Consider the following 14,520-nt stretch of genomic DNA (forward strand, 5'->3'; position numbering starts at 1 on the left):
ACGTTACCCTGCAAAGCCGAGATGGCGGGCGAGCGCGCCCAGTGCATAGTCGGCGTTCACATCCGTGAAGCCGAGATAGGGACGCGCCGGGATGACGACCTTCGACACGATCATCCCACCGAACGACAGCGCCTTTTTCTCACGCGGACGGATTTCACCGCCCGTCTGGTGGATGAGCGCATAGACGCCAGCGCCGCCCGACTGCTCGGGCCCGGCGGCGGCATAATCCTTGCCCCAATCCTCGGTGATCGAGTTGCCAAGATCACCCGACAGCGTCAGCGTCTTGCCGCCATGCTCGATGACGCGGCGCGACGGTATCCACTTCGCGCCGGTCGGGTCCGTCTCGGTCTCGAACCGCTCGCGCGTGGTGTCGGCGAGGTGCCCGGCAATATCCTTCATGGCCGGTGTCATGTCTTCGCCGTCCGCCGCCATGCGGTTCATGGCGGCGGTCACGTCCTCCCGGATGGTGATGGCGATATCGACCATCAATAGTCCTTCAGCCAGTCAGGGTACGCCCGCCTGCCCGGTGCGATGACGACCGGCGCATCGCTTTGTGTCTCGGCCGGGGTCGCGGCGGCGGGCAGGCCCAGTGTCGCGTCACCCTTCTGGATGCGGACGAGAAGCGCCATCGCCGCCTTGGCCTGGTCGGCGATCCCCTCCGGCGCGCCGCGCGGGTACAATCGGGCGCGCGCCAGATCGCCGACCGCCATTTCCAGGATGCGCGGGACGGTGGTCAGCGGCAATGCATAGCGGCTGGCGATATGCGCCTCGGCGATCGCCTGGGCATCGACAAGCGCGCCGATCAGCAGGTCCCGGTCGATCCGGCCGGAGCCGTCCGGATCGGTCATGCGCACCACTTCGTCCAGGGTGAAGCGCTTGACCAGGGCGGCGATCGACAGCCAGCCCGCGCCACCATCGGGCGTCGCCCAGGTCGACTCGATCAGGACGACTTCGGTTTCGCTCTCCAGCGTCTGGCCGCGCGCGTCGTCGGCCCGCACCGTGACCGCGTAGCGTTCGCCGTCGCTGCCACCGGATAGCGCGAGCGTGACGATACCATTGGCAAGCGTAGCGCTGGCGGCGAGCGCTGCGGCCCCCGCCACCAGGCCGCGCGCGGTGACGGTCACGTCGCGGATCGCGGCAATCGGGCCAGAAGAGGAAAATGGGACAGCCGGGCGAAGAGTCTCGCCCGGCTGCTTGATAAGTGTGGCGATCATGCCGCCGCACGCTTCGCCTCGATGGCGGCGATGATCTCCTGGACGCTCGCACCGTCCGCGATCTCGACCTGCTCGCGTGCGGCCTGGGCGATCAGCTCGGACTTCTTCATCCGACCTAGCGGCACCGGCTCGGTCGCCGGAGCAGGCGACGGGGGCGGCGTGAGCGGGACCGGGGTCAGCGGCGTCACCGGATCGGCAAGCGGGGCGACCGGATCGGTCGGCGCCGGGGGCGTGGCGATGCGAGTGTCGGGCATATCGCCGCTGAACGTCATGGTGTCCGGATCGAACGACAACACGGTCCGCGCCTCGCCGGGCTGCTCGGGCGCAGGGGCAGACGGGGTGCCGGGTGCGAGGTCGCTGATCCCGGTGACGTTGCCGCCCGCCGTATCGAAGACATAGCGCGGATCGCCGGAGCCGATGCGGGTCGCGGCATCGCTTTGCGCGGCGGCGATCTGTTCGCGCAGCAGGATGTTGTCGGCGAACACCGGATCGTCCTCGATCGCAAGTCGGGCGAGCAAGTCGCGGCGGGCCATGTCGTGATCGGCATCGCCCATATCGAACCGGATCGGCGCGCCGGGCTCATATTCCCGGCCGTTGAACAGCACGGTGCGATTGACCTTGTAGGGATAACTCATGGAAAGCTCTCATCCACCTTGAGGGAAACAGGCGGGCGGCCGGATCGCCGCCCGCCATGGGGCGGCGTCAGTTCGCCGAGAAGGCGTTCTCGAAGAAATACCCCGCCTGGGCCGCGATCACGCGTTCCTTCACGCTCTCGCCGACCAGCACCGCCGTGCCGCCGCGCAGGCCCATCTCGCCCGGCTTGAGCTCGCGCTGCGATCCGACGCGCTCGCCCCAGGTGAAGGTGCCCGCAAAGGTCGGCGTCTCGCGCGACATGACCGGAGCCTTGTAGGTCAGCGCCAGATGGTTGCCCCACAGTCGCGACATCGATGCCGCCTGACCCTTGCGCGCCTGGTTGCCGAACGCCTGGCCCACGACGACCTCGTTCACCTCGAACAGCGCGGCCACCTCTTCCTTGCTGACCAGGCCGCCGCCATTGGTGCCGCGAATGGCCTTGATGACCCCTGCATTGCGGCGGAACTTGGTCCATCCGCGCTGGCCGAACGTCATCTGGTTGGGACGCATCAGCGGCTTGTCGAGCGCGTCCGAGATCAGCGACACGGCATCGGTGTTGGGATTGTCCAGCACGTCGGTCGTCGCCAGCGTCGTGCGCAGGGCGGGATCGTAGGTGGCCGGATTGAAGATGATCGCGGCCGCCCGGATTTCCCGGCGGATTTCGATCAGCTCGGAGGTCAGCGCCGCCGCGTTGCCCAGCGGATCGTAGCGCTCATCGGCGTTATCGACATCGGCCTGGGGCACCGGCGCTTCCAGACCATGGTCCTCGGTCGCGTCGGTGATCTCGACGCCTTCCATCGTGACCTGGTTCGCCTGGCTGCGGCGGCCGATCAGGGTGTCGGGCGTATTGAAGAAGGTGTCCATGCCATACTGCATGAACGTGAAGGCCTGCTTGCCGACCTCGATGCGCGGCAGGACGATGTCGGCGATATAGCTCTGGTTCTTGTAGGCGATGGCGATCGCGGTGAGGTGCGGATCGATGGGATAAGGCGATTGTGCCATGGAAAGCGTCCTGAAAGGGTTATGAAAGGGGCTTGAGGGACGGGGTCAGCCGGTGATGAAACCGGGCGCGGGGCGGTAGGCGAGGACATCGCCCAGGACGCCGGTCGCCAGCGAAAAGCCGATGATGCGCACGCGCACCCCCGCCGCTGGCGCAGCCTCGACCGCGCGGCCCTGCGCGTCCGAGGTGATGGGCTTGCCGCGACCGATGGGGCCGCCGTAGCGAACCTCGGGCAGGCCACCGATGGCAGCGTCGAACCGCTCGCCCGCATTCGCGGCCAGCTCGACGTTCGTCGCGATCAGCTCGTCGGTGGGACCGGCAGCGGGGACCAGCGTCAGGTCGTCGGCCCCGAATTTGAGGATCAGATAGGGGGCGATCGCCACCCCGGCGCGAAAGTTCTTGGTCAGTCCGTCAGTCCGGCCACCGGCCATGGTAAAAGCTCCTGTTGTACGAGTCGGGGGATCGTCGCCGCCGGATCAGGCGTCGGGATTGTCGGTGACGTAGCGGACCGCCGCCTGCGTCGTGATCGGCTTGCCCGCTGCGCGCTGCTTGTCGGCATAGGCCTGGGCACGCCGCGCGATGTCGCCGGGCTTGGGGGCGTCGGCGGGTTTCTTGTCGCGGGGGGCGGACTCGCCCAGGGCGATCACCGGCTGCGCGCCGTCGAACAGCGACTTGAAGGCGGCGAGCGGCGTCATGCTGTTGGCATCGCCCTCGCCGAACGCGACCGGCTGGCTGGCATCGAGCAGATCGAGCAGGCCGACGACCTTGTCCTTGCCCGCCGGAGCCAGCTTCACGTCCGCAATCAGGCCCTCGGCAAAGGCGACATGCTCGGCATGGCGGGCGTCCTTCGCGCGCTTGGCCTCGTCCGCCTCGCGGGTCTTCAGCGCATTCTCACGCTCGGCAAGTGCTGCTTCGCGCTCCGCGAACGCGACCGCGTCCGGGCTGGTGGTGTCTTCGGTGCTCATGGAGTCCTCTTCGATGGAAAGCGTCACGACACCGACGACGGCATCGGAGAAGGTGACCGTCCCCAGGCCCTTGATCGCCGGAGCCGCACCCCCCAGGAAGCCGACATGCTGGAGATACCAGCTACCCGGCTTGGGGTTGTTAGGGCTCGACGGCGGATAGAGCTGGGGGGAAATCTTGCGGTAATGCCCGGCTTCCACCGCCTCGGCGAAGGCGGGCGCGACCTCGGACGGGTGCGCGACCAGGACGCCGTTCTCCATCGCCAGCGAACCGATCCAGCCGAAAGCAGGCGCATCGATCTTGGGATGGCCCACGACGATCGGCGCGGGGTCGCTTTCCCGGTCATAGGACGCGATGACCTGATCGAGGTCGGCCTGGGTGAAGGTGACCTTGGTCCCGTGAATGTCGGTGAACGTGCCGGGGCGCAGGATTTTGATCGGGGGCGGTGCCATGACCGCCGGGATACCGGGGCAGGCGGATCAAGTCGGCCTGCGCCAGTGCATCCGCCTATATGGCAATGCGGGGCCGCGCCGTGCCTGATAGGGGCAGGCACCGACGCGGCGCAAGAGGCTTGGCTATGAGCGCTGCCGGATCATGCGCATCCGCCACTGGTCGTAGCGATGGGGCGGATCGCGTTGAATGCTGGCGGCTGCGTCCAGATAGATGAACCGATCATCTGGGCACCGGCGGGCGTTCTGGCTCGACACCGCATCGCGGAGCGCTTCCTTGAAACTAGCCCGCCACGGCCAGCATTTTTCGAAAACCCTCAATCGCCAACGAGGGTGGCGATCGGTCGGCTGATTCAATGGGTCAGGCTCGACCGACTGACAGGCCAATTGCCCCATCATGCACGCCCCCATTCCAGCTCGGCGGTATCCAGCATGTCGAGCGCGTCGGGACCGGCTCCCTTGCGCGTCATGTATGCACGGACATCGTCCGGGTCGCCGCCGGTCGGGAATGCCCGGTCCCGCCTGGCCTGGAATGCAAGCAGCCCCACCCAGTCGTCTCGATTGTGCTGCGCAACCAGCCATGACCCGAATTCCTGTTTCATCATTCCGACTCCCATGAGAACGAAACAGGAACATGGCGCAATCGTCGGCGGATTGTCCAGATGCGACATGCGTCCCAGGACCGAACATGCCGTGTGCACTCTGCACACGCCCGCTGAATGGGGTCGAGGCGATTTTGCGGGGGACGATGCCAAAACGCCTAGGAAACGCGCTGTGGCGGCTTCCTGGGCGTCGCACGTCTATCGGCGCGGACTTTGTCGGATCGATGCCCCTACAGGCAGCACGCATATTTGGGCCTCGGCACCCTCCGGCGACCCCGTAGGATTGCCAAGGTATCGAGTTTCTTGAGGTGGTCGTCCTCTGCATTAGACAACAACGTATCTACGCTTTGCAACTCCCCATCTATCAATCGGAAAGCGCATATCTGAGTAATAGGAGCGCCATTCCAAACGGAGTATGTCATAGCCATTAATCGCAACTGCAACGTCCCGCTTCGAGCATATATGCCATCAGCGATGTCTTGAAGGTGCTCTACTTCCTTCATTCCAATGGCAGACGCCGACCGCCCAGCTTGCCGCTTGAATTGTGCAGCCGACAGTGACGCGGTATCGCTTTTAGTCACTGCCAATCGCCGATATCCGTCAATGTCAGACAACTGCGTACGGATATGTGTTTCACATGCCAGTATATCCGGTCCTTCAACCCGCGAACAAAGCCACCAAATCACCGCACCAACGGCGATTGCTGCCAATGTCGCAAATAGCCACTTCATAACATCTTACTCGCCCATACGGCGCGACCAACAACCTCAAAGCGATGATCAATGTCGGGCTCATTCAGGTCTATGATTACCGGATCATAAATCGGATTTCGGCTCATGAGTTTGACTTGACCGCCATCCATTTGAATACGCTTAAGCACCAACATGTCATCGAGTCTGACAACGTGCATCCCCTCCCTTAATCTCGGTCGATCGATCTCCACTGCAACCAAATCCCCATTACTTAACTCTGGTTCTTGGCTATCTCCTGACACATACACTAGTATCAGTCGGCCAATTCCGACAAAATTTGCCTCATACCATTGGCGATCAAAAGTCCACCTACCTATAGGATCGCTTAATCGATCGCTGATTTTACCTGCCCCGGCGGCAACTTGAACATCGTGGATCGGCACCGCCACTACGCCCGACTCGACGGCAGTTCCTAATAGGTCGTCAACTGTCTTCCCAAGCGCTGTCGCCAAGAGCTCTAGGCGTTCCTCGCCTGGATCGGTGCCGGCGAAATAACGATTCAACGTCGTTCTGCTGATGCCCACATAATCGCAGATACCCTGTTGATTCCCTTTCGCGCGGACGAGGGCGCGCAACCGCTCGCCCGCCGCCTCGGACCAACTACTCACAAAAATTTCCCAATGGCACATTTGTACCATTGACGGTTCGCACGGTGCATATGTACGGTACATTTGTAACTATTAATCGGAACATATGCACCAATGCGCGACATGGACCCGGAGGATATCAAAGCGGCGGTTAGGAAGCGCGGCGTAACGCTGACCGAGCTTGCGCGTCGCAATGGGCTCCAGAGTGCAGCCCTTCGTCTGGCACTGACGCTCCCGCGCGCGCAGGCCGAAAGCGTCATCGCCTCATTTCTTGACGTACATCCCATGGAAATATGGCCTTCGCGCTATTCTCGGAATGGGCAACGGCTTCGCCCTCAACCTGTCGATAACTACGCCCCCAAGAGCCGCTTCGGCAAGCCGGTACAAATGTATCATCATGAGGCAAATGGTGACCGCGCATGACTTTGCTCGGTCGCGAATACCTGTCGGCATTGGAGATCGCATCCCTCGAACTGGAGGGGCTGCCCACCAACCGAACTGCAATCGCCAATCGGGCGAGCCGTGGCGAATGGCGGTGGATCGAGCGCGCGGGCCACGGCGGCGGGCGGCTGTTCGCCGTTGCCGACCTGCCCGAGGCGGCACGGCGCGACTATGCCGATCGAACGGCAGCGACGCCGGTCGCGGCGGGACGCGGCCGTCCCAAGGGCACGGACTATTTCACCGTCAACCGCGACGCCGCCGACGCGGTGGAAGCCTGGCTCGCCGAACGCGACCTGTCAGCTGTCGGCATTCTGGAGTTGCTGGAGGTGCGGTTCCCGTCCGTGCCGTCCATCCACACGGTCCGGCGCTATATCGCCAAGCTGGAGGCCACCAAGCCCGCGCTGCTCGCCAGCTTCCGCGACCCCGACCTCTTCAAGTCCAAGTACCGGGTGGCGCTGGGCCGCGCCGACGCGGGCGTGTCCTATGCGCATCAGATCTGGGAGATCGACACCACCAAGGCGGACGTGATGACCAAGGAGGGGCGCAAGTCGATCCTCGGCATCGTCGATGTCTGGTCGCGCCGGACGTTCTATCTGGTGGTGGACAGCGAGTCGGCCCAGTCGGTGCGGCGGACGTTGGTCGCCTGTATGCTCGCCTGGGGCGTCATGCCCGAGGTGCTGCGCACCGACCAGGGCTCGGGCTACATCAACCAGACGATCCGCACCGCCTGCGAGCTGCTCGGCATCGCCCATGACCCGGTTCCGCCCGCCAGCGGCGACAAGAAACCGTTCGTGGAGCGCATGTTCGGCACCTTCACCCGCGAGCGTGCCGAGCTGCTCGACGGCTTCATCGGCCACAACGTAGCCGAAGCCCAGGTTCTGCGCGCCCGCGCCCGCAAGGAAACCACGCGGCCCGTCATCGTGCCCAAGCTCACGGCCGACGAATTGCAGGCGATCATCAACAACTGGCTCGACGGGGTCTATCACGTCCGGGAGCATTCCAGCCTGGGCGCGTCGCCGATGGCGCGGTGGACCAACTCCCCGCGTCCGGCACGCGGCGCGCCGGACGAGGGCGTGTTGAAGCTGCTGCTGTCCGCGCTGGTCGGTCCCGCGCAGGTCACCAAGCGCGGCATCACCTGGAAAAAGGGCCGCTACTGGACCGCCCCGCTCGCCGCGCATGTCGGCTGCACGGTCATCCTGCGCCGCGACGAGGACGATCTGGGCGCGCTCTTCGTGTTCGACGAGGACCAGCGCTATATCGGCACGGCGGTCAATGCCGAGCGCTCCGGCCTGTCCGACCGTGACTTCGCGGTGGAGGCGCGTCGCGCCCAGGCCAGGCTCATGGCCGAGCAGCGGGCCGAGCTGCGCGCCAAGCAACGCAAATTCTCGTTCGAGGATGCCCGCGATGCCCGGTTGCGCCGCGATGCCGAGGAAGCGGGCAAGCTGGTCACGCTGCCCGTGCGCACCACCTCGCACGAGACGGCCAGCATGGCGAGCATCGCCGACGCACCCGCCACGCTGCCCAGCGCCGCCGAGATCGAGACGGCGCAGGCCCGCTACCCGGCACCGTCCGCCAGCGCACCCCAGTCATTCCAGGATCGCATGGCCGAAACCGATCGCATCATGGCCGACCACGCGGCGGGCAAGCCCGTCGATCCGGCTGCCCTGTCCCGCGCCCGCGTCTTCTCCGGCTCCTACGAATACCGGGCCGAGAAGATGCTGACCGCCGATTTCACCGCGCGACGCAACGCGTCCGCCACACCCCCTTCGCTCAAGGAGAATTCGCTTTGACCAACATCCTCGAACCCGCACAGCTCACGAACATGCGCCTGGGTCTGGCGACCATGTTGCGCTGTGTAGAGGCCCCGCTGGGTAGCCCGCGCCTGGGCCTGCTCTTTGGTCCATCCGGCTATGGCAAGTCGGTCGCCGCCGCCACGGTCGCGGCGCGCTTCAACGCGGCTTACGTCGTCGCCCGCTCGACCTGGACGCAAAAGTCCATGATCCGCGCGATCGCCACCGACCTGGGCATTACCCGGATCAAGCGCACGGCCGACGACATCCTGGAACAGGTCATCGAGCATCTACAGGCCGCGCCCCAGCCGATCATCATCGACGAGACGGACCACGTCGTGCACCGCAAGAATGTCGAGGTCATCCGCGACATCCTCGACCATGCGGGCGTCCCCGTGATGCTGATCGGCGAGGAAGCGATGCCCGCCAAGCTCAAGGACTGGGAGCGGTTCGACAACCGCATCCTCGTCGCCACCCCGGCCCAGCCATCGAGCATCGCCGACGCCCGTCTCTTGCGCGACTATTATTGCCCGCGCGTGGCGGTCGCCGACGATCTGGTGGACGCGATCGTCAAGGCGACGCGCGGCGTGACCCGGCGTATCGTCACCAACCTGCAAGAGGTGCAGGCGCGCGCGATCGGCGACGGCGTCGAGGCGATCGACCGTGCCGCCTGGGGAACGCGACCGTTCTCGACTGGCGATATCCCCATCCGGAAGGCCGCATGATGGCTAACGCGGACCCTCAAACCGGCCGGGTCAAGGCGGTCGTTGGCGTGCCGCTCTGGCAGGCGCTGCGATCCGCCCAGGCCCCGCGTACCATCGCCGAGCTACAGGCGGTTTGCCCGGTCAGCTACGACGCGGCCCGCGATGCCTTGACCCGCTGGCAGCGGCGTGGGGCGGTGGTGCGTCATCCCGGACGGCCGCTGCGCTTCGGCCTGGCCCCCACCATCCGCACCGACACGCCCCCCGATGGGCGCAGCAAAGAGGCACGAACGAGAATGCGGCAGCGCTCTGCACGTCAGCGCATCTGGACCGCCATGCGCGTCCTCAAGACCTTCGACGCGCCTACGCTCCGGATGGCGGCGAACGCCTCCGAGAGTGGGGTGGCGACCTATCTCAACCAGTTGCAGCGCGGTGGTTACATCCGAGTCGTGGAACGTGGTTCGTCCAACACCGGACGGCTGTCGATCTACCGGCTGCATCGCAACACCGGACCCAATTGTCCCACCACGCGGCGTCCGCGCGGCGCGACGACGATCATCCTCGCCGACAACAACAACGGCAGGACCGTCGACATCTCGCCTGCGGCCACCTCGTTAAGGAAATCGTCTTCGCAAGCCTTGGCGGACGGGGGGGTAAGTTAACCATGTTTGTTAACCAACCTAACCGCGAGAAGGCCATTGCCGCCTGGGGCGCTGACGCAGCCCCATGGGTCCTGGTCCTGGCCGATGCGTGCGACACGACCAGCCAGCGCGCCGTCGCCGATCAGCTCGGCAAGTCGTCGGGCTATGTCAGCCGCCTCATCAACAAGAGTTACGCCGGGTCCTATCCCGAGGCCGAGCAACTGGTGCGCGCCACGCTCTCGGCCGAGGAAGTCGTCTGCCCGGCCTACGGCCAGATGCCGCTCAAGACCTGCATCCGCAATCGTCGGCGCGAGAAGCCGGTGAACTGGCTCCACGTCCAGTTCGCCCGCGTGTGCCCGACCTGCCCCAACAACACCGACCGCCCCCACGAACAGGAGGATTGAATGACGCTTGCAACCGATCTGCAAAATCTGATCGCGGACGTGTCCGCCGCGATCGCCGCCAACAAGCCGATGGGCCGCGCCGACCTGGAAATCATGCGCCGCAACCTGTCGGCGATCGCCGACGACGCACGTCGCCACGACACCGCCCAGACCGTCGCCGGGCTGGTCCTGCGCGACCTGTTCGACGGGATCGAGAACAAGGCTGCCGACCTTTCGCGCCTGGCTGCCCACCAGCGCCACCGCCTGACCGGCGATGTCGCCCGCATGGTGGAGGCGCACTAATGCCCGTCACCAGGCACACCATCCACCATGAGCTGGACGGGAACGTCATCGTCGCCTCGGTCGCGCGGTCGCAGAACAAGCAGACGAAAACCGGGGTGAGCGTCTCCGTTCAGGACATGCCAATCGTAGGACAGGTGATCGCAATCACTATCGTGTGCCCGGAGGGCGCGATGATGGTCGCCCTCAACGAGGATCAGGCCAACGCCTTCGCGATCGAGCTGACCGCCGCCCAGCTGCCCCATGCCCAGGCGAGCGATCGGAGCGTCGTGCAATGAGCCACCTCGACGACAGCACGTTCCGGTCAATGTTCTGGGACCGCGATCATGTCCGCGTGGACAGCTTCCGCACCCTGACCGGCAAGGCCAAGGCGACGACCGTCGTCGTGCACCTGTCGGCCAGGGACGGCTACGCGCTGTCCGACCTCCTGCGCCAGCTCCACGATCTGCGCGCCGAGCCCGCCCGCAAGTCCGGGGAGAAAACCCATGACTAATCCCTATCGCCAAGCTCTCATCTTGGCTGATCTCAAAATCAGGTCGTTCCCCGGTGCCGATCAGTCCGACGTGGAATTCATCCGCGCTGTTCTCGATGGTCCAGCGGGCGATATGCCACCCGCTACGGTGCCGGCGGGATGGAAGCTCGTCCCGATGTCGCCGACACAGGCGATGGTGGACGCATGGGCGGACGCCTGTGCACCACGCGACATCATTCGGGCCGCACCGGATGATGAAGCCAACCGGCTGATGGCTACCAGCGACTGGTCCGCCATGCTCGCGTCGGCTCCCACGCCGCCTGCCACCGCCGCCGATAGCGGCGACGCGGCGAAGGGGGCGTGGCGCTGCTATCATTGCGACGAGGTGTTCACGGACACCCGGTGCGCCAGCCTGCACTTCGGCAGGGACGAGACATTCGCCCCGGCCTGCCAGATCAAGGCAGGGGCGGAACAGGGGTTGCTCGGCGCACTACGTGACGCCGAGTACGCCGCTGCCGACGCCCTACAGGCCCTTGCCGACGAAAGCACTGACGCGGCCAAGGCCTATTACGCGCAAGCGTGGCGCCATGCCGCTGCGCTCCGCAGTGCCGAAGAAGCCGGATACGAACGGGGGCTCGCCGATGGTCGGGCCCTTGGCACCCCCGTTCACGAGGTGAGGGGAGCCGAGTGATGGGCAGTCCCATTCCATGCCTTGGCTATGACAGCCGGTCGCAGGCGGTCGCCGCTCTGCGCGCGCAGGGCCAGTCCACGCGCGAAATCGCCCGGCGCATCGGCATCGAGCCGAAAACCGTCTCGGCGCTGGAGGCGAGCCAGAACCGGAAGGATTTGTCGCGGACCCAGTCATGCGACCTGCCCAACTGGAACACGGTGGCGATCGACGCAGACACGCTGCGCGCCCTGCGCCCCCATGCCGCACGGCGCGGCATCAGCGTCGTCGCCCTCGCACGCAATCTTCTGATCGTCCTCGCCGATGACGGCCTGGTCGATGCCCTGCTCGATGACGAAGCAGCTCGCAAAGGTGACGCAGTATGACCAAGCGACACACGCAGGACGCGGTCGATCGAGCGATCACCTTCGTCCGCTTACACGCACGCCGGGACCCGCTTTACGCCAAGGGGCCGGATAAGGCGCGGATCGTCGAAGCCCGCGAGATCGCCGCCGCACTCGATGCCGCCACTCCAGCGCCAGCCGATGACACCGTCAAGCCGGACGATGTCCAGTCCAAGCTCGATCAGTATCGGACGGCTTGGGAAGCGCTGTTCGGGCCGCTGTCATGGTTGCAGTATTCGGACCAGCTCACGGCCTATGCGGGCTGGGGCCTCTCCGAAATCGCCAATGACCTGATCGACCGCGCCTATCCCGGCCTGCGCGCGGATGCCCTCGCTGCAAAGGAGGCACGGGCCCATGGATAACACCATCCGCATGGTGCCGATGCGCGGCTTCACTGCCGCCATCGCGCAGGACCGGGTCGCGGCCCATGCCGGGCAGGTCGGCGGGATCGCGGTCGGTTTCGACGGGGTCGGCGATGACGCGATCGTGTCGCTGTCGCTGCGCCATAGCGACGGGACGATGCTGGTCGCCTCGCTGTCGATGGCGGGCCTCGACCGGCTGCTGGGCATGGTCGCCGACATGATGACCAGCGGTGACGCCAGCGCAGTCCGGGGAACGGTCCAATGACCGCCGCCCTGGACCGCCAGCTCGGTGAAATCCTTGCCGCCGCCGCGATCGCCACCGGCACCACCGTCGAGGCGCTGCAACGCCCGTGTCGGGAAAAGCCGCTGGTCATCGCACGGCAGGCCGCGATCTGGGCGATGCGGGCGGCGACCGCTGCATCGCTGCCCGCGATCGGCCGCGCGATGCGGCGCGGTCACCCCGCCGTCCACACCGCCCTACGCGCCGCCGATGCACGGCGCGAACTCCACCCCGACTTCCGCGCGCTGACCGACCGGTTGCGCGCCTTTGGAGGCAAGACCGATGACTGACCCCCTGGGCCGCGTCACGCTGGCCGACTGCCCGCCGGGCCCGTTCCTCTTCGACGGGGAACTGTGTTTCAAGACCGAATATCGCGCGATGGTTCAAGCTCCCTCGAACTGTCGCACCGGTCCCGAGGTGCGCTTCATGACCAGCCGGTGGCCGGATGCGTATTGCATGGCGTCGGGCGAGACGTTCTGGGGCGGCACGACCAAGCATGGTGACCGCGCCAAGCTGCTGGTCATGCCGGTCAACCTGCCGATCGTCGCGGCGCAGTCGGCGCGCGGGCCGCTCTTCCTCTACACCGGTCCCATGACCGCCTGTCCGGGATGCGGGGCGACCGCCTGGATGGTCGGGCGGCAGTCGGCGGAATGCGGCCGGTGCGGCACCGCGCTCGATCTGGCGACGCCCCAGGCCTCGCAGGTGCACGCATGACCGCCGATCCCCGCACCGCCCGCCGCCGGGCGATCTTCGCCGCCGCCCGCGATGCAGGCCTGGACGAAGAGGACCGCCGCGCGGTGCAGCTGCGCGTCACCGGCAAGCCGTCGCTGACCGACATGTCGCTGACCGACATGGATCGGGTGCTGGCCGATATTCGCGGCAAGGGCACCGGGCGCAGCGCCCGGCCCGTGGGCTCGACCCACGCGCATGTCGGCAAGATATGGGCGCTGTGGTGGTCGCTCTACTGGCTCCGCGGCATCGATCGGCCCGATGAGGGCGCGCTCAATACATGGGTCAAGCGCCAGACGGGCGTCGATGCGGTCCGCTTCCTCGACCACAAGACGGCGGTGAACGTGATCGAGGCGCTGAAAGCCTGGATCGCGCGTGAGGGGGTGGAATGGAGCGTGCCGCCCTGTCCCCAGGCGGACCGCCGCGCCGTCCTCGACGCGATCTGGGCCAAGCTCCTGGTCGGTAACCGCGTGCAGGGCCGCACCGCCGACACGTTCCTGCGCGAGGCGTTGAACCTGCCCGCCACCCGCTGGACCGATCGCCAGACCGATGAGGGGATCAAGCTGCTGGGGCGGATGCTGCGCGAGGTGGTGGGCCATGGTTGATGACCTGCCGCGCCTGTCCGACCTGCCCATCCCGAACGATGTCCGGCCGGGGCGGGGCTGGACACCGTTCATGCTGGAGATGGCGGCGCATGTCGCTCCCAAGCATGTTCTGACGCTGGTCGATCGGTTCGGCGGGCAGGTGGTCTATGTCCCGATAGCGGTCGAGAAAAGCCCGTTCCTGGACGTGCTGCCGATGGACACCGTGGCGACCATCGCCCGCGTCTATGGCCGGGAAAAGCTCGATATCCCCACCGCCCGCGAAGCGCTGGCGCGGGCACGCCGGGCCCCGGTGATCGCCGCCGTTCGCGCCGGGCGCTTGACCAGGAATGAAGCGGCGCGGATGATCGGGTCATCGCGAAGATATGTTGCATATCTTGCCAATCAGACCAATGAAGCCGATGACGCTCCCGTCTTCGTGCCCCGGCGCGTCGTGGACAGCCGTCAGATAGAGATGTTCCCCGAGCCGCCTGCGCCAGTGCATCCCGAATAAATCCGCCGCCCGTGCCACTCCGTTCCCGCTTCAACGGGGACCCGGCACGTGCTTT

At 66.1% G+C, this 14,520-nt stretch carries 25 protein-coding genes; 16 read left to right on the forward strand and 9 right to left on the reverse strand.

Features of this window, described 5'->3' with window-relative positions; genetic code table 11:
* Positions 1-3 precede the first annotated feature (3 nt).
* The 9 genes from ACWPWT_RS14145 to ACWPWT_RS14185 form a co-directional block, all read right to left on the reverse strand.
* Complete coding sequence (locus ACWPWT_RS14145; protein ID WP_454280208.1) at positions 4-486, reverse strand: phage virion morphogenesis protein; 483 nt, start codon at positions 484-486, stop codon at positions 4-6.
* Positions 486-1,214, reverse strand: a complete 729-nt coding sequence (locus tag ACWPWT_RS14150) for a gp436 family protein (protein ID WP_454280209.1) — start codon at positions 1,212-1,214, stop codon at positions 486-488. The genes ACWPWT_RS14145 and ACWPWT_RS14150 overlap by 1 nt, the downstream gene beginning before the upstream one ends.
* A complete protein-coding gene (locus ACWPWT_RS14155) occupies positions 1,211-1,849 on the reverse strand; it encodes a hypothetical protein (protein ID WP_454280210.1) in 639 nt (212 codons plus the stop codon). The genes ACWPWT_RS14150 and ACWPWT_RS14155 overlap by 4 nt, the downstream gene beginning before the upstream one ends.
* Positions 1,850-1,916: 67 nt before the next feature.
* Positions 1,917-2,849: a capsid protein gene (locus tag ACWPWT_RS14160; RefSeq protein ID WP_454280211.1), complete on the reverse strand. Its 933-nt coding sequence runs from the start codon at positions 2,847-2,849 to the stop codon at positions 1,917-1,919.
* Between the two features lie 45 nt (positions 2,850-2,894).
* Complete coding sequence (locus tag ACWPWT_RS14165; protein WP_454280212.1) at positions 2,895-3,278, reverse strand: hypothetical protein; 384 nt, start codon at positions 3,276-3,278, stop codon at positions 2,895-2,897.
* Between the two features lie 45 nt (positions 3,279-3,323).
* A complete protein-coding gene (locus ACWPWT_RS14170) occupies positions 3,324-4,262 on the reverse strand; it encodes a hypothetical protein (RefSeq protein WP_454280213.1) in 939 nt (312 codons plus the stop codon).
* Positions 4,263-4,385: 123 nt separating this feature from the next.
* The gene (locus ACWPWT_RS14175; RefSeq protein ID WP_454280214.1) at positions 4,386-4,658 is read right to left on the reverse strand and encodes a hypothetical protein; all 273 of its coding nucleotides are present in this window, start codon (positions 4,656-4,658) and stop codon (positions 4,386-4,388) included.
* Positions 4,655-4,864, reverse strand: a complete 210-nt coding sequence (locus ACWPWT_RS14180; protein WP_454280215.1) for a hypothetical protein — start codon at positions 4,862-4,864, stop codon at positions 4,655-4,657. Before ACWPWT_RS14180 ends, ACWPWT_RS14175 begins: the two co-directional genes overlap by 4 nt.
* Positions 4,865-5,588: 724 nt before the next feature.
* The gene (locus tag ACWPWT_RS14185) at positions 5,589-6,221 is read right to left on the reverse strand and encodes an XRE family transcriptional regulator (protein WP_454280216.1); all 633 of its coding nucleotides are present in this window, start codon (positions 6,219-6,221) and stop codon (positions 5,589-5,591) included.
* A 93-nt stretch (positions 6,222-6,314) separates the two neighbouring features.
* Between ACWPWT_RS14185 and ACWPWT_RS14190 the strand changes: the two genes are divergently transcribed.
* The 16 genes from ACWPWT_RS14190 to ACWPWT_RS14265 are packed head-to-tail and all read left to right on the forward strand — an operon-like array spanning position 6,315 to position 14,465.
* Positions 6,315-6,623 carry a helix-turn-helix domain-containing protein gene (locus tag ACWPWT_RS14190; RefSeq protein ID WP_454280217.1) on the forward strand — a complete coding sequence of 103 codons (309 nt, stop codon included), beginning with the start codon at positions 6,315-6,317 and terminating at the stop codon, positions 6,621-6,623.
* Positions 6,620-8,431 carry a DDE-type integrase/transposase/recombinase gene (locus ACWPWT_RS14195; protein WP_454280218.1) on the forward strand — a complete coding sequence of 604 codons (1,812 nt, stop codon included), beginning with the start codon at positions 6,620-6,622 and terminating at the stop codon, positions 8,429-8,431. The genes ACWPWT_RS14190 and ACWPWT_RS14195 overlap by 4 nt, the downstream gene beginning before the upstream one ends.
* Positions 8,428-9,156 (forward strand): AAA family ATPase, encoded by a 729-nt coding sequence (locus ACWPWT_RS14200; protein ID WP_454280219.1) that lies wholly within the window; start codon positions 8,428-8,430, stop codon positions 9,154-9,156. Before ACWPWT_RS14195 ends, ACWPWT_RS14200 begins: the two co-directional genes overlap by 4 nt.
* Positions 9,156-9,794, forward strand: a complete 639-nt coding sequence (locus tag ACWPWT_RS14205; RefSeq protein ID WP_454280220.1) for a hypothetical protein — start codon at positions 9,156-9,158, stop codon at positions 9,792-9,794. Before ACWPWT_RS14200 ends, ACWPWT_RS14205 begins: the two co-directional genes overlap by 1 nt.
* Positions 9,795-9,796: 2 nt before the next feature.
* Complete coding sequence (locus tag ACWPWT_RS14210; RefSeq protein WP_454280221.1) at positions 9,797-10,177, forward strand: hypothetical protein; 381 nt, start codon at positions 9,797-9,799, stop codon at positions 10,175-10,177.
* Positions 10,178-10,459, forward strand: coding sequence for a hypothetical protein (locus tag ACWPWT_RS14215; protein WP_454280222.1), 282 nt, complete (start codon positions 10,178-10,180; stop codon positions 10,457-10,459). It begins immediately after the preceding gene.
* Positions 10,459-10,734, forward strand: a complete 276-nt coding sequence (locus ACWPWT_RS14220; RefSeq protein WP_454280223.1) for a hypothetical protein — start codon at positions 10,459-10,461, stop codon at positions 10,732-10,734. The genes ACWPWT_RS14215 and ACWPWT_RS14220 overlap by 1 nt, the downstream gene beginning before the upstream one ends.
* Complete coding sequence (locus ACWPWT_RS14225; RefSeq protein ID WP_454280224.1) at positions 10,731-10,949, forward strand: hypothetical protein; 219 nt, start codon at positions 10,731-10,733, stop codon at positions 10,947-10,949. Before ACWPWT_RS14220 ends, ACWPWT_RS14225 begins: the two co-directional genes overlap by 4 nt.
* Positions 10,942-11,619, forward strand: a complete 678-nt coding sequence (locus ACWPWT_RS14230; protein WP_454280225.1) for a hypothetical protein — start codon at positions 10,942-10,944, stop codon at positions 11,617-11,619. The genes ACWPWT_RS14225 and ACWPWT_RS14230 overlap by 8 nt, the downstream gene beginning before the upstream one ends.
* A complete protein-coding gene (locus tag ACWPWT_RS14235; protein WP_454280226.1) occupies positions 11,619-11,981 on the forward strand; it encodes a hypothetical protein in 363 nt (120 codons plus the stop codon). The genes ACWPWT_RS14230 and ACWPWT_RS14235 overlap by 1 nt, the downstream gene beginning before the upstream one ends.
* Positions 11,978-12,361: a hypothetical protein gene (locus tag ACWPWT_RS14240; RefSeq protein WP_454280227.1), complete on the forward strand. Its 384-nt coding sequence runs from the start codon at positions 11,978-11,980 to the stop codon at positions 12,359-12,361. Before ACWPWT_RS14235 ends, ACWPWT_RS14240 begins: the two co-directional genes overlap by 4 nt.
* Positions 12,354-12,626, forward strand: coding sequence for a hypothetical protein (locus tag ACWPWT_RS14245; protein ID WP_454280228.1), 273 nt, complete (start codon positions 12,354-12,356; stop codon positions 12,624-12,626). The genes ACWPWT_RS14240 and ACWPWT_RS14245 overlap by 8 nt, the downstream gene beginning before the upstream one ends.
* On the forward strand, positions 12,623-12,931 hold the full coding sequence (locus ACWPWT_RS14250; protein WP_454280229.1) for a helix-turn-helix domain-containing protein: 309 nt from the start codon (positions 12,623-12,625) through the stop codon (positions 12,929-12,931). Before ACWPWT_RS14245 ends, ACWPWT_RS14250 begins: the two co-directional genes overlap by 4 nt.
* A complete protein-coding gene (locus tag ACWPWT_RS14255) occupies positions 12,924-13,355 on the forward strand; it encodes a hypothetical protein (protein WP_454280230.1) in 432 nt (143 codons plus the stop codon). The genes ACWPWT_RS14250 and ACWPWT_RS14255 overlap by 8 nt, the downstream gene beginning before the upstream one ends.
* Positions 13,352-13,975 (forward strand): regulatory protein GemA, encoded by a 624-nt coding sequence (locus ACWPWT_RS14260; protein ID WP_454280231.1) that lies wholly within the window; start codon positions 13,352-13,354, stop codon positions 13,973-13,975. Before ACWPWT_RS14255 ends, ACWPWT_RS14260 begins: the two co-directional genes overlap by 4 nt.
* Positions 13,968-14,465 (forward strand): hypothetical protein, encoded by a 498-nt coding sequence (locus ACWPWT_RS14265; protein WP_454280232.1) that lies wholly within the window; start codon positions 13,968-13,970, stop codon positions 14,463-14,465. Before ACWPWT_RS14260 ends, ACWPWT_RS14265 begins: the two co-directional genes overlap by 8 nt.
* Positions 14,466-14,520: the final 55 nt, after the last annotated feature.

The sequence above is a fragment of the Sphingomonas sp. Marseille-Q8236 genome (assembly GCF_965112005.1).

Excerpts from the sequence above, each read along its gene's own strand:
- ACWPWT_RS14250 (WP_454280229.1), top strand. The coding sequence starts at position 12,623 with ATGACCGCCGCCCTGGACCGCCAGCTCGGTGAAATCCTTGCCGCCGCC.
- ACWPWT_RS14155 (WP_454280210.1), bottom strand. The coding sequence starts at position 1,849 with ATGAGTTATCCCTACAAGGTCAATCGCACCGTGCTGTTCAACGGCCGG.
- ACWPWT_RS14240 (WP_454280227.1), top strand. The coding sequence starts at position 11,978 with ATGACCAAGCGACACACGCAGGACGCGGTCGATCGAGCGATCACCTTC.
- ACWPWT_RS14210 (WP_454280221.1), top strand. The coding sequence starts at position 9,797 with ATGTTTGTTAACCAACCTAACCGCGAGAAGGCCATTGCCGCCTGGGGC.
- ACWPWT_RS14170 (WP_454280213.1), bottom strand. The coding sequence starts at position 4,262 with ATGGCACCGCCCCCGATCAAAATCCTGCGCCCCGGCACGTTCACCGAC.
- ACWPWT_RS14150 (WP_454280209.1), bottom strand. The coding sequence starts at position 1,214 with ATGATCGCCACACTTATCAAGCAGCCGGGCGAGACTCTTCGCCCGGCT.
- ACWPWT_RS14160 (WP_454280211.1), bottom strand. The coding sequence starts at position 2,849 with ATGGCACAATCGCCTTATCCCATCGATCCGCACCTCACCGCGATCGCC.
- ACWPWT_RS14265 (WP_454280232.1), top strand. The coding sequence starts at position 13,968 with ATGGTTGATGACCTGCCGCGCCTGTCCGACCTGCCCATCCCGAACGAT.
- ACWPWT_RS14165 (WP_454280212.1), bottom strand. The coding sequence starts at position 3,278 with ATGGCCGGTGGCCGGACTGACGGACTGACCAAGAACTTTCGCGCCGGG.
- ACWPWT_RS14220 (WP_454280223.1), top strand. The coding sequence starts at position 10,459 with ATGCCCGTCACCAGGCACACCATCCACCATGAGCTGGACGGGAACGTC.
- ACWPWT_RS14260 (WP_454280231.1), top strand. The coding sequence starts at position 13,352 with ATGACCGCCGATCCCCGCACCGCCCGCCGCCGGGCGATCTTCGCCGCC.
- ACWPWT_RS14245 (WP_454280228.1), top strand. The coding sequence starts at position 12,354 with ATGGATAACACCATCCGCATGGTGCCGATGCGCGGCTTCACTGCCGCC.
- ACWPWT_RS14225 (WP_454280224.1), top strand. The coding sequence starts at position 10,731 with ATGAGCCACCTCGACGACAGCACGTTCCGGTCAATGTTCTGGGACCGC.
- ACWPWT_RS14215 (WP_454280222.1), top strand. The coding sequence starts at position 10,178 with ATGACGCTTGCAACCGATCTGCAAAATCTGATCGCGGACGTGTCCGCC.
- ACWPWT_RS14195 (WP_454280218.1), top strand. The coding sequence starts at position 6,620 with ATGACTTTGCTCGGTCGCGAATACCTGTCGGCATTGGAGATCGCATCC.
- ACWPWT_RS14255 (WP_454280230.1), top strand. The coding sequence starts at position 12,924 with ATGACTGACCCCCTGGGCCGCGTCACGCTGGCCGACTGCCCGCCGGGC.
- ACWPWT_RS14235 (WP_454280226.1), top strand. The coding sequence starts at position 11,619 with ATGGGCAGTCCCATTCCATGCCTTGGCTATGACAGCCGGTCGCAGGCG.
- ACWPWT_RS14230 (WP_454280225.1), top strand. The coding sequence starts at position 10,942 with ATGACTAATCCCTATCGCCAAGCTCTCATCTTGGCTGATCTCAAAATC.
- ACWPWT_RS14190 (WP_454280217.1), top strand. The coding sequence starts at position 6,315 with ATGCGCGACATGGACCCGGAGGATATCAAAGCGGCGGTTAGGAAGCGC.
- ACWPWT_RS14145 (WP_454280208.1), bottom strand. The coding sequence starts at position 486 with ATGGTCGATATCGCCATCACCATCCGGGAGGACGTGACCGCCGCCATG.
- ACWPWT_RS14205 (WP_454280220.1), top strand. The coding sequence starts at position 9,156 with ATGGCTAACGCGGACCCTCAAACCGGCCGGGTCAAGGCGGTCGTTGGC.
- ACWPWT_RS14180 (WP_454280215.1), bottom strand. The coding sequence starts at position 4,864 with ATGATGAAACAGGAATTCGGGTCATGGCTGGTTGCGCAGCACAATCGA.
- ACWPWT_RS14175 (WP_454280214.1), bottom strand. The coding sequence starts at position 4,658 with ATGATGGGGCAATTGGCCTGTCAGTCGGTCGAGCCTGACCCATTGAAT.